General features: G+C 59.0%; 15 protein-coding genes. 9 read left to right on the forward strand and 6 right to left on the reverse strand.

What is annotated here, in order from left to right:
* Positions 1–900 precede the first annotated feature (900 nt).
* From BF99_RS0100790 to BF99_RS19905, 8 genes are all read left to right on the forward strand, one after another.
* Positions 901–1755 (forward strand): transporter substrate-binding domain-containing protein, encoded by an 855-nt coding sequence (locus tag BF99_RS0100790; protein ID WP_197018988.1) that lies wholly within the window; start codon positions 901–903, stop codon positions 1753–1755.
* A gap of 94 nt (positions 1756–1849) precedes the next feature.
* Positions 1850–2602 carry an amino acid ABC transporter permease gene (locus tag BF99_RS0100795; RefSeq protein WP_025769348.1) on the forward strand — a complete coding sequence of 251 codons (753 nt, stop codon included), beginning with the start codon at positions 1850–1852 and terminating at the stop codon, positions 2600–2602.
* Positions 2603–2648: 46 nt separating this feature from the next.
* Entirely contained in the window at positions 2649–3524 is an 876-nt protein-coding gene (locus tag BF99_RS0100800; protein ID WP_025769349.1) for an amino acid ABC transporter permease, read from the forward strand.
* Positions 3525–3566: 42 nt separating this feature from the next.
* On the forward strand, positions 3567–4316 hold the full coding sequence (locus tag BF99_RS0100805) for an amino acid ABC transporter ATP-binding protein (RefSeq protein ID WP_025769350.1): 750 nt from the start codon (positions 3567–3569) through the stop codon (positions 4314–4316).
* A 357-nt stretch (positions 4317–4673) separates the two neighbouring features.
* Positions 4674–6182 carry a YifB family Mg chelatase-like AAA ATPase gene (locus tag BF99_RS0100815; RefSeq protein WP_025769351.1) on the forward strand — a complete coding sequence of 503 codons (1509 nt, stop codon included), beginning with the start codon at positions 4674–4676 and terminating at the stop codon, positions 6180–6182.
* A gap of 187 nt (positions 6183–6369) precedes the next feature.
* The gene (apaG, locus tag BF99_RS0100820; protein WP_306699419.1) at positions 6370–6771 is read left to right on the forward strand and encodes a Co2+/Mg2+ efflux protein ApaG; all 402 of its coding nucleotides are present in this window, start codon (positions 6370–6372) and stop codon (positions 6769–6771) included.
* 69 nt (positions 6772–6840) lie between these two features.
* Positions 6841–7665, forward strand: a complete 825-nt coding sequence (locus tag BF99_RS0100825; protein ID WP_025769353.1) for a symmetrical bis(5'-nucleosyl)-tetraphosphatase — start codon at positions 6841–6843, stop codon at positions 7663–7665.
* 48 nt (positions 7666–7713) lie between these two features.
* Positions 7714–8406, forward strand: a complete 693-nt coding sequence (locus tag BF99_RS19905) for a dihydrofolate reductase (protein ID WP_197018989.1) — start codon at positions 7714–7716, stop codon at positions 8404–8406.
* Between the two features lie 179 nt (positions 8407–8585).
* On the opposite strand, the gene BF99_RS0100835 is transcribed toward BF99_RS19905, so the two are convergent.
* The 6 genes from BF99_RS0100835 to BF99_RS0100860 form a co-directional block, all read right to left on the reverse strand.
* Complete coding sequence (locus BF99_RS0100835; protein WP_156013104.1) at positions 8586–8984, reverse strand: hypothetical protein; 399 nt, start codon at positions 8982–8984, stop codon at positions 8586–8588.
* Between the two features lie 195 nt (positions 8985–9179).
* A complete protein-coding gene (locus tag BF99_RS19910) occupies positions 9180–10193 on the reverse strand; it encodes an ATP-binding cassette domain-containing protein (RefSeq protein ID WP_197018990.1) in 1014 nt (337 codons plus the stop codon).
* Positions 10186–11433, reverse strand: a complete 1248-nt coding sequence (locus BF99_RS0100845; RefSeq protein ID WP_025769357.1) for a lipoprotein-releasing ABC transporter permease subunit — start codon at positions 11431–11433, stop codon at positions 10186–10188. The genes BF99_RS19910 and BF99_RS0100845 overlap by 8 nt, the downstream gene beginning before the upstream one ends.
* Before the next feature lie 117 nt (positions 11434–11550).
* Positions 11551–12267: a tRNA (adenosine(37)-N6)-threonylcarbamoyltransferase complex dimerization subunit type 1 TsaB gene (gene tsaB / locus BF99_RS0100850; RefSeq protein ID WP_025769358.1), complete on the reverse strand. Its 717-nt coding sequence runs from the start codon at positions 12265–12267 to the stop codon at positions 11551–11553.
* A gap of 46 nt (positions 12268–12313) precedes the next feature.
* Positions 12314–12709 carry a hypothetical protein gene (locus BF99_RS0100855; protein WP_156013105.1) on the reverse strand — a complete coding sequence of 132 codons (396 nt, stop codon included), beginning with the start codon at positions 12707–12709 and terminating at the stop codon, positions 12314–12316.
* 208 nt (positions 12710–12917) lie between these two features.
* Complete coding sequence (locus BF99_RS0100860; protein WP_025769360.1) at positions 12918–13325, reverse strand: hypothetical protein; 408 nt, start codon at positions 13323–13325, stop codon at positions 12918–12920.
* 240 nt (positions 13326–13565) lie between these two features.
* On the opposite strand from BF99_RS0100860, the gene sdhC reads away from it, so the two are divergent.
* Complete coding sequence (sdhC, locus tag BF99_RS0100870) at positions 13566–13949, forward strand: succinate dehydrogenase, cytochrome b556 subunit (protein WP_025769362.1); 384 nt, start codon at positions 13566–13568, stop codon at positions 13947–13949.
* The last annotated feature ends 51 nt before the right edge of the window (positions 13950–14000 follow it).

The raw sequence follows: 14000 nt of genomic DNA on the forward strand, positions 1-14000 counted from the left end.
GATGGAGGGGCTGAACCGCAAGACGGATCAGATCCGCATCGATATGCGAATCGCCATCCGCGAAAGCGATGCCGATCGATTGGTGGGACCCATCTCGATATCAGACTCCGAACATCGGCCTTGGAAGCGCGATCACGGTCGGGGGCTTGAAGTCATCGAGTAGGTAGGGCTCATCGGCGAATCGATCGCTCATCGAGTACGGACTCGGTCTCTTTCACCAAAATCTCCGGCAGCCGTGCTGCACGCAACGCAATGATCAGGCGCTCCCCGAGCGCCTGCCAAACCGATCCATCGAGGTGCCGAGGTCGCTCGAAGGTGGCGAAGCCTTCCAAGCACCGCAGAGGATTCGTGCCGCCGACATGCCTTGGCGGTGCCGACACGGATTCGGGGTGCGATCTCGTGCACCTAACCAAGACGCCGTCTCTCGATATGTTCATCTTGAGACACCACAATAATCTTGACCGGAAAGCCGACATCGACCTAAAAAGCCCGAAAAAGGCAAACTGGCCGCCCTTTAAGTAAGGGAAGCGATGGAAAATCGGCAATAAGGGCCAGGACGGGCAAAACCATCACCCTCGCAGGCTTTTAGCGTATATCGATGGATATCGACCCCGGGTTTTAAGGTGTAACATTCAAGTATTCGTTGCAAGTTTCAATATCCGCTCGTTTCAGTAAACGGTATGTTGATGGGCACCCTGAGCGGGGGGTTGCCGGATCATTTCCATGGCGAGCCGGTATTTCTTCGCTTTGCGTTGGGTGCGTTTCCATCGTCGAGCGATCATCGAAGCGATGCTTGCCGGGCGACGGTATTCGAATCGATCCGAAAAAAACCGGAAGAGAGATCGGCTCGTTCGCTTGACACCATCTCCGATACCACACCGTTAAAAAGAGGAGAGATCCATGATGAAGAAAATGTTGACATCGGCATTGATTTTGGTGCTGACGAGCATTCTCGCCTTTGCGCCTTTGGCGGCTTCGGCCGATGGTCATGCCTGCACGAACGATGTTTGGAACAAGGTCATGTCGCGGGGCAAGATCGTGGTCGGGGTCAAAGCCGACTACAAGCCATGGGGCTATCGGGATACCAGCGGCGATATCATCGGCATGGAAATCGATATGGCCAAGGATGTGGCGATGAAGATGGGTGTCGACTTGGATCTCGTCGCCGTCCAATCATCGAATCGGATGCAATTCCTCGAGCAGGGCAAGATCGACTTGATGATCGCGACCATGTCCGACCGCAAGGATCGCCGCGAGATCGTCGGCATCGTCGGCCCGAACTACTACACCTCGGGCACCAATATCATGTCGCCCAAAGCGCTGGGGCTGACCGATTGGGAAGACCTGCGGGGCAAGCCGGTGTGCGGCAAACAAGGTGCGTTTTACAACCAGATCGTCGAGGAGCGCTACGGCGCCGAGATCATCGCCTTTACCGGCAATGCCGAGGCCAAGCAGGCGCTTCGCGATAAAAAGTGCATCGCTTGGGTCTATGACGACAGCTCGATCGGCTCCGACTTGAGCTCCGGCGAGTGGGAGGAGTTCGAGATGCCGTTGAACTCCGAGGATGACAATCCTTGGGCGTTGGCCGTGCCGTCGAAGGAGCGCGATTGCGTCTTCGGCCGCTTCATGTCCGGTATGCAATATCAATGGCATCAGGACGGCACGCTGATCGAACTCGAGAAGAAATGGGGTATCAAGCCGACGCGATATCTCGCCGACTATCAAGAGCGGCTCGGGGATTGGTTGGCCGACTAGGCTTCCCCCAATCGGGCGTTTCCTACCGGGCATCGCATCGATAGCGGGCAAGCCATGGACCCCGCCGGAACGACCGGCGGGGTCGCATCGCACCATGGATCTACTGGCCGATTTTTTCCGGCAGATCGCCGAGGATCATCCTCGGTGGAATTTCATCTGGATGTACGAACCCGTGCAGCAGGGCAAGGTGCTTTCGGGGATCTGGATGACGATCGAACTCTCCATCGCCTGCCTTGCGCTGTCGATGGTGATCGGGGTGGTCGGCGCCTTCGCCCAAGGGAGCCGCAACCTCATTCTAAGAAGCCTTGTCCAAGGTTATATCCAGTTCTTCAGGAATACCCCGCCTTACGTCCAGTTGTTGTTTTTTTACTTCGCGCTCGGTCAGTTCACCCCGACTTATAGCCCCGATGGGTGGCTCGAGGTGCCGATCATCTCCAATGTCGGCTGGGCCATCATCTCGCTGTCGTTCTTCGCCGGCGCCTTCAATATCGAGATCTTCCGAGCCGGGATCGAGGCGGTGCCGGAAAGCACGCGAGAAGCATCGGAATCGCTCGGTTTCTCCCGCAAGCAAACCTACCGCTATGTCGTGCTACCGCTGGCCTTACGGGTCAGCCTGCCGGCGCTGAACAACAATCTCGTGAATTTGGTGAAGACCACGACACAGGCTTTCGGGATCGCGGTGCCCGAACTTCTATACCAATCGGTCACGATCTGGAACGACTATCCATCGGCGCTCTATCCGACGATGCTCTTGGTTTTCGTGGTCTATGTCATTCTCGTCGGCGTGCTCGTGATGAGCATGAGTCATTGGGAGCGGAGCATGAGGATCCCCGGCTATGGCGTTTAGGTTCGAAGATACCGAGCGAGGGGGACGAAGCCGAGGCGCACGGACCGTGCCCGGGCTCGGGTGCGCCGCGAAAAGCGATCTGGCGGTGATGAAGCCCATCCGTTTGCAAAATGGCGGGCGGGGGCCGACGGCGACGCAATGGCTTGCCGGATTACCTTGGTGGATCGGCCTCGTGCCGCTCCTGCCGCTGCTGCTGTGGCCGATTTACGCCCACGCTTCGGGCACGTTCACCATGGCCACGGCCTTCGCCACCTTGGTGAAATGGATCCCCTTCCTGTTCACCTCGGGCTTCCTTTTCAATATCCTGATCTCGATGTTCGCCATGCTCTTCGGCACCCTTGCCGGGGCGGCCTTGGGACTCGGTCAGATTTCCTTGTTCCGGCCGGTCAGACAGCTATGCTGGTTCTTCACCCAGCTCTTTCGCAACTCGCCCTGGCTGGTGATCTTGTTCATCGTGCTGCTGGCGTTGCCCTTCGAGATCGTGATCTTCGGCTACATCATCTCGATCCCGGATTGGATGAAAGCGGTTTTCGGCCTGTCCCTGCCGATCATGGCCAATATCTCGGAAATCGTCCGAGGAGCGGTGCTATCCGTTCCGATGGCGCAGTGGGAGGCATCGGAGAGTCTGGCTTTCGCTCGCCGACAAACGCTTTGGCGGATCATCGTACCCCAATGCTTCAAGCGCATGATCCCGCCTTGGATGAACTGGTATGCCATCCTCACGATGGCCACCCCGCTTTGCTCGCTTCTCGGGGTGGAGGAGATCATCACCTTGTCGCGCCAGGCGATGGAGGCCGAAAACAATCACCCGGAGCTGCTCGTTCCCTTTTACAGCTTCGCGCTCGCCTTGTTCTTCCTCTATTGCTATCCGATTGCACGTGCGACCATCGCCCTCGAACGCAGATTCGCGGTCAAACTCTAGCGGTCAAACTCTGGCAGTCAAAACTTCCCGGGAGGTTCTTTCGTGAGCGGTTCGAGCGACAAGGAGCCGATCGTCTCGATTCGGGACGTTCATAAATATTTCGGGGACCTTCAAGTCCTCAAAGGGGTCTCTTTCGAGGTGATGAAGGGCGAAGTCGTATGCATCATCGGTCCTTCGGGCTCCGGCAAATCGACCCTGATCCGGTGCATCAACGCGCTGAACGATATCCAAAGCGGGAGCATCGAGGTCTGCGGTATCGACCTCACCGATCCCAAGCTCGATCGACTGGCGCTTCGCAAGCGGGTCGGTATGGTCTTCCAGCAATACAATCTCTTTCCGCACAAGACGGCGATGGAAAATATCATGATGGCACCGATCCTCGTGCTCAAAGAAAAAGAGGACGAGGTGCGGCAACGGGCGCGGGCGTTGATGAAGAGGGTTCGGCTCGAGGGCAAGGAGGACGCCTATCCCGGCGAGTTGTCGGGCGGGCAGCAGCAGCGGGTAGCCATTGCCCGATCGCTGGCGATGAGCCCCGATGTGATGCTCTTCGACGAGGTGACCGCCGCCCTCGATCCGGAAACGGTCAAGGAGGTCCTCGTCACCATCAAGGAACTGGCGCAAGACGGCATGACCTGCATCCTGGTCACGCACGAGATGGGATTCGCTCGCGAGGTCGCCGACCATATCTACTTCACCGATAACGGCATCATCGTCGAACACGGGCCGCCGGCGACCTTCTTCACCGACGCCAAGGATCCTCGCACCAAGGAATTTCTCAGCCAGATTCTATGAAGTGCGCTTTTTGAAAGCGATCATCCGATGTCGATCCTACGAGGTGGGATCGTCCGAGACCGATCCACCGAAGCCGATTCCCGTCGGCGATATCCCTTTTTAGTTTTAGCGGATTTCCCTTTTTAGCGAGAGCGCGAGAGCGAAGGCAAGGGGATGAGCCCTCACTTGGGCCGGCATTCCTTCTGGTCGATTTTTTTTGCGCGAAATCCCGGATCCATCCGGCGGTCATCGTCTCGGTGATCGTCGAATGCGGTGATGTGCCCGGTTTTGCGCGCATTTATCGGCTTTGGAAGTCAATAAGACGAAGGGGGTATCGATAAGCCTCTTTTTCTCGTTGATCCTCCGAAGGAGATCGTCATGTCGCTTGCCATCGTCATCAGTCGGGCCAGTGCGGGGATCGAGGCCCCGGCCATACAAGTCGAGGTGCATATCACCGGCGGGCTGCCCAAATTCGCGATCGTCGGACTCCCGGAAGCGACGGTGCGCGAGAGCAAGGATCGGGTACGCAGCGCGATCATCAACACCCGCTTCGAATTCCCCCGGCGGCGCATCACCGTCAATCTCGCCCCCGCCGATCTGCCGAAGAACGGCGGCCGCTACGACCTGCCGATCGCGGTCGGGATCCTCGCCGCGACGGGGCAGCTGAAAAAAGATCGCTTGGAAGAGCACGAGCTGATCGGCGAGCTGGCTCTCGACGGATCCTTGCGCGGAACCGGCGGGGCGCTGCCGGCGGCCCTTTGCTCGCGCGAGGCCAAGCATATTCTGGTGGTGCCGCAAGACGACGCCCCCGAAGCCCTGCTGGCAACCGGAGCCCGCATCAAGGCCGCCCGTCATTTGGGGGAGGTGCACGCACACCTGAGCGGGGAGGATATCCCGGCTCCGAGCGAGGCGATGCAACATGCAAGACCGGCGGCGGCCGATGATCTACGGGATGTGAAGCATCAGTACCGGGCCCGGCGGGCGTTGGAGATCGCCGCGGCGGGCAACCATCATCTTTTGATGCTCGGACCGCCGGGAACGGGCAAGACGATGCTGGCGACCCGCCTGCCGGGGGTGTTGCCTCCGATGAGCGAAGGCGAGGCCCTCGAATCGGCGATGGTGCGATCGGTGAGCATGCTCGGCTTCGATGTCGATCAATGGGGGGTGCGCCCTTTCCGCGCTCCCCACCACTCCGCCTCGCCGGCGGCGATCGTCGGCGGCGGCGCCACCCCGAACCCCGGCGAGATCTCCTTGGCTCACCACGGCGTGCTCTTCCTCGACGAGCTCCCGGAGTTCTCCCGCATCGTCTTGGAGGCATTGCGCGAGCCGATCGAATCCGGGCATATCACCATCTCGCGGGCGAGCCGCAAGACGAGTTTTCCGGCCCGCTTTCAGCTGATCGGGGCGATGAACCCCTGCCCCTGCGGAACTTTGGGCGATCCCGCCGGTCTTTGTCGCTGCACCGATGAGCAAATTTCCCGTTATCGAGCCCGTATCTCGGGGCCTTTGTTGGATCGGATCGATTTGCATGTCGATGTCCCTCGTTTTCGAGCGGACGAGGATGCCTCGCAGTGCCCGGAATCCTCGGCGCAGGTGGGCGAACGGGTGGCATCGGCGAGAGCGAGGCAGATCGCCCGCAGCGGCAAGCCGAATCAAGGGCTGTCGGTCGGCGATATCCAACGCCATTGCCCGATCGACGCCGGGGGGCAGAAATTGCTGCGCGATGCCATGCAAAAACTCCATCTCTCCGCCCGCTCTCGAGACGGGTCGCTGCGCATCGCCCGCACCATCGCCGATCTCGCACAGCAAGAGCGGATCGAGGACGAGCACCTCGCCGAGGCGCTGAGCTTTCGAAGTTTCGATCGAGGAAAAAGCCCCGATATTTGATAGCCCGATAGGTGATAGCCCCGGATGTGTGATGCGCTCGCCCGACCTCCAAGTCGAAGTGGGGCAAGAGGCAAGATAGGTCGAGATGGGTCGATGCGGATATTGATGAGTATAATTTCGGCTCGTCGAATTGGACCGTCTCGTCATCCGGTTATCTCGCCATCTATTTCCAAGCCAAGGAATTCAAGTGTCATCCACGACCATGAATATCGATCATGAGCGCTATCGCATCGAAGTCAGCGCAAAAAGCGCCTATGTCGCCGAGCAATCCTCTCCGGAGAAGGAAAAATTCGTCTTCACCTATACGATCAGCGTGCACAACACCGGTGAGGTGGCCGCGCAACTGCAATCCCGCCACTGGATCATCACCGACGCCAACGGCCGGGTGCAAGAAGTGCACGGAGACGGGGTGGTCGGACAACAACCCCACCTCGCACCGGGCGAGCGCTTCGAATATACCAGCGGCGCCCTGCTCGATACCCCGGTCGGGAGCATGTACGGCAGCTATCGGATGGTTGCCGAAGACGGCATCGAATTCGACGCCCCCATCCCCGCTTTCAGGCTCTCGGTGCCGAATCTGATCCACTGATTCGAATCTTCAAGATCGCTCCCCTCGCCTTTCGAATCGCTCTATTATTTATCCGCGCCATAACGAGCCATGGCCACTTACGTCATCGGCGATGTGCAAGGCTGCTATGCCGAGCTTCGATCGCTGCTCGATACCATCGACTTCGACCCCAAGCGGGATCGCCTTCGTTTCGCCGGCGATCTCGTCAACCGCGGACCGAATTCGCTGGAGGTGCTGCGCTTCGTCATCGACCTGGGCGAGCGGGCGAAGGTGGTGCTCGGCAATCACGAACTGCATCTCATCGCAAGGGCCTTTGATCTTCGTTGCCGGTATCGCGGGGAGACCATCGACGATATCTTGGAAGCTCCGGATCGCGAGAGCCTGATCCGCTGGCTAAGAGAGCAACCGCTGATCCTGTGCGAACCGGAGTACGATCTGCTGATGGTGCACGCCGGTATCGCCCCCGCTTGGAGCGTCGATCAGGCGTTGACCGAGGCCGAGCGGTGGTCTCAGATCTTTCGCTCGGATGATTTTTTATCCTTGATCGACGATGCCCATGACGGTTCAGGCGATCGGTGGGATGAGGGTCTCGATGGGATCGAGCGCCTTCGCTTTACCTCCAATGCCTGCACCCGAATGCGTTATTGCTACCCGGATGGGCGGCTCGATTTCTCCTTTGCCGGTCCGCCCGGGGGGCAAGCGAAGGGGCTCGTGCCTTGGTTCTCGTTGCGCGATGCGAAGCGGGACGGGATGCGGATCGTTTTCGGGCATTGGGCTTCTTTGAGGGCGACGCCTCTTTCCCGGAATCTGCATGTGCGCTGCGTCGATACCGGTTGCGCTTGGGGCGGATCGCTCACCGCCCTTCGCTTGGATGACGATCGGGAATTCAGCGTCCCCATGAGCGCTCATTGTTGAAATCGCAGGATTCGGGCTCATCATCGAATGGAGATCGGATGGAATACCATGCAAACGATGCCCAATATCGACGATATCTCCATCGGCCTCATCGCCGCGGTTGCCCGGCGCGGCAACCAGGCGATGGGCACTGACTTGCCCGCAAGCGATGGGGGAAATCCATCGCTTGCGGGAGGCGGTCCGGCGCTTTTCGGGCAGGCAAGCGGTGGAATCATCGGACACGAACGATCGATTCCTTGGCGCCTTCCCGCCGACCTCGCCCACTTTCGAAAGTTGACCCTCGATAAAACCGTCATCATGGGACGATGCACCTACGAGTCGATCGGGCGCCCCCTCGACCGGCGAACCAATATCGTGATTTCAAGTCGCCCCGGTTATAAAGCGCAAGGTTGCATCACGGCTTCGTCCTTCGATGAGGCGCTCGAAAAAGCCGCCTTGAAAACTTGCGTCGATCTCGACTATACGAGCGCCGCAAAGAACGATGGTCAACCCAATATTCTGATCATCGGCGGCGAAAGCATCTATGGCCAAGCCCTTTCTTTGTTCGAACGCTTCCGTCTTTATCTTTATCTCACGCTGGTCGATATCGTCGATGTACCCGGGGATACCTTTTTTCCCAAGTTCGATACCGATGCGTGGCGGCAAACCAAGTATCGAGAACAAAAAGCCGATGAGCGCAATCCCCATGACATGCATTTTTTCGATCTGATCGAACAAAGCAATCCACATATCCCGATTTGAGTTCGGAGATCAATGCTCTTTGCGCTCATCGGGTGATAAGGGAGTCGCTCGAGGGACTCTTATTCGAGCATCCGCTTTTTTCGATCGAGTACGGAAATATTTGGGATTTATATCGGATAGTGCCGAAAGATAACCGAGAAAAAGGGGCTCGCACGGAGCCCCTTTTTCATTCGCCTACCTTAGAGTTGATTGAATATCCAGATAAGAATCGGGATAGCAACCTGCATATCCTCCCGCACTACCGTAGCGTCATGATCCGCTAGATGGAAGCAGGAGTACGGGTCGGTATCGCAAAGCGGGTCGGTGTTGAGTTTGATCGATTCGGTATCGGCAAACATCGTCGGCTGCTCGATGCTGGCTTGGCCCCCGTGATGCTTCTCGCAAGTCTCGTAGCAAGCCTGCGACCCGTCTTGGTATTCATCGCACTGCCACTTGCATTGATTCAACTGACTACCCGCAAGCATCGTGGGCTGCTCGGCGGATGCGCTCGGGGGGCATCCCTCGGCGTCGCAAGACACGCCGGCGTGAACGGCTCCGACGAAGCCGAAGAACATCGCAATCATCGCTATCTTTTTCATGGTTATTTCCTCCGTGGCTATCACTTGTGTACCCGTTCCTATACCCCTACTTTATTTCGATCGAAATGTCAAGATGTTTTTTCGGCACCATTCGATATAACTTCCAAATATTTATCTATTCATCAGCCGGATATTGCCCGGCAGGCCCTCCGGTATCGATAAGCGTTGGGGATTTGCAGCGACGAGTCGCCGGCTTCAAAGATCCGGGATATCCACCGGCACCAATCGGCCATCGGCGATACGAAATGCCCGATCCATTCGCTTGGCCAGCGAGAGATCGTGGGTCGCCACCACGATGCCGGTGCCGAGATCGCGGTTTAAAGAGCGCATCAGATCGAAGATCGTCTCCGCCGTCTGCCGATCCAAGTTCCCGGTCGGCTCGTCGGCGAGGACGCAAGAGGGCTCGGTTACCAGCGCCCGGGCGATGGCGGTACGCTGACGCTCTCCCCCCGAAAGTTCGGCCGGGCGGTGCATCGCCCGCGACTCGATCCCCGTCTTTTCGATCATCGCCTGCGCCCGACGTTTGGCTTCTCGCACCCGAAGGCCGCGAATCAACAAGGGCAACGCGACATTTTCCAAAACGCTGAACTCCGCCAGCAGATGGTGGAATTGGTAGACGAAACCGATCGCCTCGTTGCGCAAGCGCAGGCGCTCTCGCTCGCTTGCGCTCACCGTCGAATGTCCGGCGATCATCACCTCGCCCGCATCCGGCGTATCGAGCCCCCCCAGACAATGCAGCAAGGTGCTCTTGCCCGAACCCGACGATCCGATCAGCGCGATCCCTTCGCCGGCGCCCACGGTCAAATCCACCCCTCGCAGGACTTCGATCCTCTGCTGTCCTTGGCAGAAGGTACGAACCAAGGCCTTGGCGACGATCACCGCCGGGGCTCGATCCTCTTCGGGTTGCGACCGATCGCCTTCTTGCGCCGGCGCAGATGAAGGGGTATCGGCCGAGGGGGTATCCGTCGAGGGAGCATCGGCCGAGGGGGTATCCGTCGAGGGAGCATCCGCCGAGGGAGCATCCGCCGAGGGAACGTCCGCCGAGGGAACGTCCGCCGAATGCGCATCGGCCGAGGAAGCGTTCTCCGAGGGAGCGCTCGCTGGAGGAGCATCGGCCGAGGATGTATCCACCGAGGGAGTGTCGACCGAAGGGGTGTCGGTCGATGGACCATCCGCCGACGGTCCCAAAGACGATGAAATCCTACTCATGGCGCAAGGATTCCACCGGCTGGACTTTGGATGCCCGCCACGCCGGATAGATCGTGGCCAATACGGTCATCGTGAATGCCGCCGAGCTGGTCAGGGCGACATCTCGCCAACGCATCTGCGAGGGGACTTCGCTGATGATATAGATCTGCGGGGAGAGGAACTTCACGCTGAAGAGCTCTTCGATCGCAGGGACGATGGTCTCCACATTCATCGCCAACGATATCCCGCCCGCCACCCCCAGCAGCGTGCCGACGGTCCCTATCAAGAATCCCTGGGTGATGAATATCCACATGATGCTGCCGCGGCTCGCCCCCAAGGTTCTCAAGATCGCGATATCGGCCTCCTTGTCCGTCACCACCATCGTCAGCGCGGAAACGATATTGAAGGCGGCGACGGCGACGATCAAGGTCAAGATCACGAACATCACCGTCCTTTCGATCTTGAGAGCCCGAAAGAAATTCGCATGGTACTGCGTCCAATCGCGCAGCCAATAGACCCCGCCGAAAGAAAGGGCGAGATCGCGGCTGACGATCGGAGCCTGAAACATATCATCGAGCATCAGCCGCAAACCGCTGACCCCTTCGCCCAACTGGAAAACGCGCTGGGCATCCTCGATATGCATCACCGCCAGCGAGGCATCGTATTCGACATGGCTCACCTCGAAGATGCCGCTGACGGTGAATCGCCGCAGGCGCGGAATCATGCCCGCGGCGGTAAAGCGAGCCTGGGGTGCCAATAGGGTGATGCGCGAGCCGATCGAGGCCCCGAGCACCTGCGCCAACCCCTTCCCCAACAGGATATTGAAGCTCCCGGGGGTCAGGCTATCGAAGGAGCCTTCGACGATAAAGTCGTCGATCTTCGCCACCCGAACCTCCCGCTCCGGCAACACCCCTCGCACCACCACCCCCCGCACCTGCCCGGAATTGGTGAGCATCGCCTGCGATTCCACGAAGGGGGCGACCCCGACCACTTCCTTGTGCGCCTCGGCGATCCCGACCAGGGATCCCCAATCCTCAAGCGCTCCTTGGTAATCGGTGATCGTGGCATGCGATGCCATGCCCAAAATGCGCTCCCTCAACTCGCGCTCGAAGCCGTTCATCACCGAGATCACCGTGATCAAGGCCGTGACCCCGATGGCGATGCCGAGCATCGAACTCAAGTTGATGAAGGAGATGAAGTTATTACGCCTCTTGGCTCGCGTGAAACGCAAGCCGACACATAACTCGAAGGGTCGGAACATGGGGCGGTTATCTGGAATCTCTAATGAAAAGGGGATCGTCGAATGGCGATGAATGTTGACGGCCTCACCGCCGAAAAAGGGGGCAGGACAACGAATCGGCAGCGGCCCCGATAAGGCTCAGGCAAGGGGGATGCGTCGAGGCGATGCGGTGGCGACGTTGTTGCGAAGATAGACGGGGGCCGCCACCGAGGGCTCGAGAACATTTCCGTCCGCGAATTCATGCTTGGCAAGATCGAGCATGTCGACGGCTTCGGGCAAGCGATGCGAATGGCTCGAATCGTCGTCGATGACCGGTGCATCGATGCGTTCTCGTAAAACTTCGCCATATCTCTCCCATCCGGAGCCGACCCCGATCCAAGTGCCTCGGGCGGGGAGTTCCACCTCCTGGGCCGAGGCGACGACCTCGTTCGATACCGCCTCCATCGTCCCTTGTCGGCACTCGAAAGCGCCGAAGTAGATCTCTCCCATCCGCGCATCGAGCGCCACCAAGACGCGCTCGGCACCCGTGGCTCGATGGGCCCCGACGGCGAGGGTGCGCAAGGTCGAGACCGCCACCAGCGGACACCCGGCTCCGAAACCGATGCCTTGGGCGACGGCGCAGGCGATACGAAGTCCGGTGAAGGAGCCCGGCCCGCGGCCGAAGGCGACCGCATCCAAGGTGCGAAGGTCGGTGCCCGCCTCGTCGATAAGATCGCCCACCAACCCCGGCAGCAGGCGGCTATGGGCTTTGGGTTCCACGAGATGACGCGCCAGGGTTCTCTCGCCCTTGTCATCGACGACCCGAAGGGCGCACGAGCAGGCATCGGTCGAGGTATCGATGGCAAGGAGATTCATCTGGCAAAAAACCCACCATCGGTATCCGTTTGCGAAACTGCTTCTTTTAGGAAGAGACGATCGATCGGGCGCCGGTGCGCAGCAGGACCCTCAATTGTCTCAGGTCGTCGCGGGGTGCACACGAAGAAAAGACCAAGCATGCTCGGCGGCCGGCATCGACGATACCCAGCACGATCAACCCCCGATGCGAAAGGCGCACCGTCGGGGCCTCGATCCTCGCCACGCTTCCGTCGATGCGAACGATTCGCCAAGCGCCATCTTGGCAGCGAAGCTCCGTATATCGCCGAACCTGCAGTCGATATCGCTCCTTCGCGGACAATAACGCCGCCAATGCCGCAGCCTCGATGCCGGCGGCGATGGCGGCGGATATCACCGCTCCGATCAAAAGCACGGCGATGACGCCCTCGATCAGCGGATCGTCCTCGATGCGAATCGCCGACATTCTACCACTCGTCGCTTCGGCCACCATCCGCTTCCTCGGATCTTCGACGATTGACGCAAGCCCCCGCGCCCGCTTCGAAAAGCCGCGCTTCGAAACATCTTGCTCTTTTCGACGGCTCGCTCTTCTCGATATCGGATCCGTTTCGCAGCGAAAGCCGAGGACGGCTCTTGGTATCGAATCGATCGTCATCGACGATGGCGGGCGCCCATCAAGAACAGGTCTTGCGCTCTTTGGCTTGCTCGGACTTCTTCTTTGCCTTTGTTTTGCCGGCTTTCGTCGAGGGCTTGCTCGGCACGGAGCGATCTTCCAAAACCCTCGTATGCACCCAGCCGGTCGAAGAGGGCCCGTCATCGGGGGAGAAGCGAACGAAGGCGATGTCGCCGAGCATCCCTCCCGATGCGAGGTAATGCCATTTGGTTCGTCCTCGAATCGTCTTGCAATCTCCCGAACGATACACTTCCTTGCGATCGGAATCGGACAGGCTGCACTTGCGCAACGCTTGGATCGATCCACAGACCGGGATCGATTCGTTTTCGCCAAGCCATTGCGCATCGGTCTTGGCAGACGCCGATCCCGATGCGCATAGCAAGCCTACGGTCATGATGATCGCTCTCACCTCTTACTCTCCTTGGACTGCGCTGTATCGATACTTCTCCATGGGATATCTCGAGTGACTCGAAATTCGATTGTGATCGGATCATGCGATCGAATCATGCGATCGAATATCGAGCGCGCATTGAAAGTGCCTTTGAAAACCTCGATATAAGAGATCGAAAAGCCCCGAAGATGAATCCGCGCGATGGTCGATGGTCGGCAAATCGGCGAAAAAAAGCGCAAGAGATCGTATGATCTACACATGAATCGACATCGCCCCACCTCACCCCACCTCCAGATCTACCGTCTGCCGCTGGTCGCGTTGATATCCATCAGCCATCGTATCACCGGCGTGATTTTGGTCGCAGGCGCCATCGCTCTCGTCGGCTGGCTGGCGGCCATTGCAAGCGGAGCGGAGATTTACGCCTGTGCCCGCGCCTTTTTAGGATCCCTCGTGGGAAGGCTGCTGCTCTTCGCTTTCACCTTCTCCTTTTTCTTTCATTTCGCAAACGGCATCCGGCATCTGTTTTGGGATACGGGAGCGGGGTTCGCACTCGACAGCGCTCGCAAGAGCGGAATCGCGGTCATCGCCTTTGCCGTCGTCATGACCGTCCTCGCATGGATCTTGGGTTATGCGATGCGCTGATATGCCGATGCACTTTTCGATCCCCCTTGACTCGAAGCCATCGAAAGGAGC

Source organism: Thioalkalivibrio sp. HK1, from assembly GCA_000583135.1.
GTDB lineage: Bacteria > Pseudomonadota > Gammaproteobacteria > HK1 > HK1 > HK1.

Coding starts and splice junctions, on each gene's coding strand:
- BF99_RS0100790 (WP_197018988.1), top strand. CDS start 901: ATGATGAAGAAAATGTTGACATCGGCATTGATTTTGGTGCTGACGAGC.
- BF99_RS0100795 (WP_025769348.1), top strand. CDS start 1,850: ATGGATCTACTGGCCGATTTTTTCCGGCAGATCGCCGAGGATCATCCT.
- BF99_RS0100815 (WP_025769351.1), top strand. CDS start 4,674: ATGTCGCTTGCCATCGTCATCAGTCGGGCCAGTGCGGGGATCGAGGCC.
- BF99_RS0100825 (WP_025769353.1), top strand. CDS start 6,841: ATGGCCACTTACGTCATCGGCGATGTGCAAGGCTGCTATGCCGAGCTT.
- BF99_RS19905 (WP_197018989.1), top strand. CDS start 7,714: ATGCAAACGATGCCCAATATCGACGATATCTCCATCGGCCTCATCGCC.
- BF99_RS0100835 (WP_156013104.1), bottom strand. CDS start 8,984: ATGAAAAAGATAGCGATGATTGCGATGTTCTTCGGCTTCGTCGGAGCC.
- BF99_RS19910 (WP_197018990.1), bottom strand. CDS start 10,193: ATGAGTAGGATTTCATCGTCTTTGGGACCGTCGGCGGATGGTCCATCG.
- BF99_RS0100845 (WP_025769357.1), bottom strand. CDS start 11,433: ATGTTCCGACCCTTCGAGTTATGTGTCGGCTTGCGTTTCACGCGAGCC.
- tsaB (WP_025769358.1), bottom strand. CDS start 12,267: ATGAATCTCCTTGCCATCGATACCTCGACCGATGCCTGCTCGTGCGCC.
- BF99_RS0100855 (WP_156013105.1), bottom strand. CDS start 12,709: ATGTCGGCGATTCGCATCGAGGACGATCCGCTGATCGAGGGCGTCATC.
- sdhC (WP_025769362.1), top strand. CDS start 13,566: ATGAATCGACATCGCCCCACCTCACCCCACCTCCAGATCTACCGTCTG.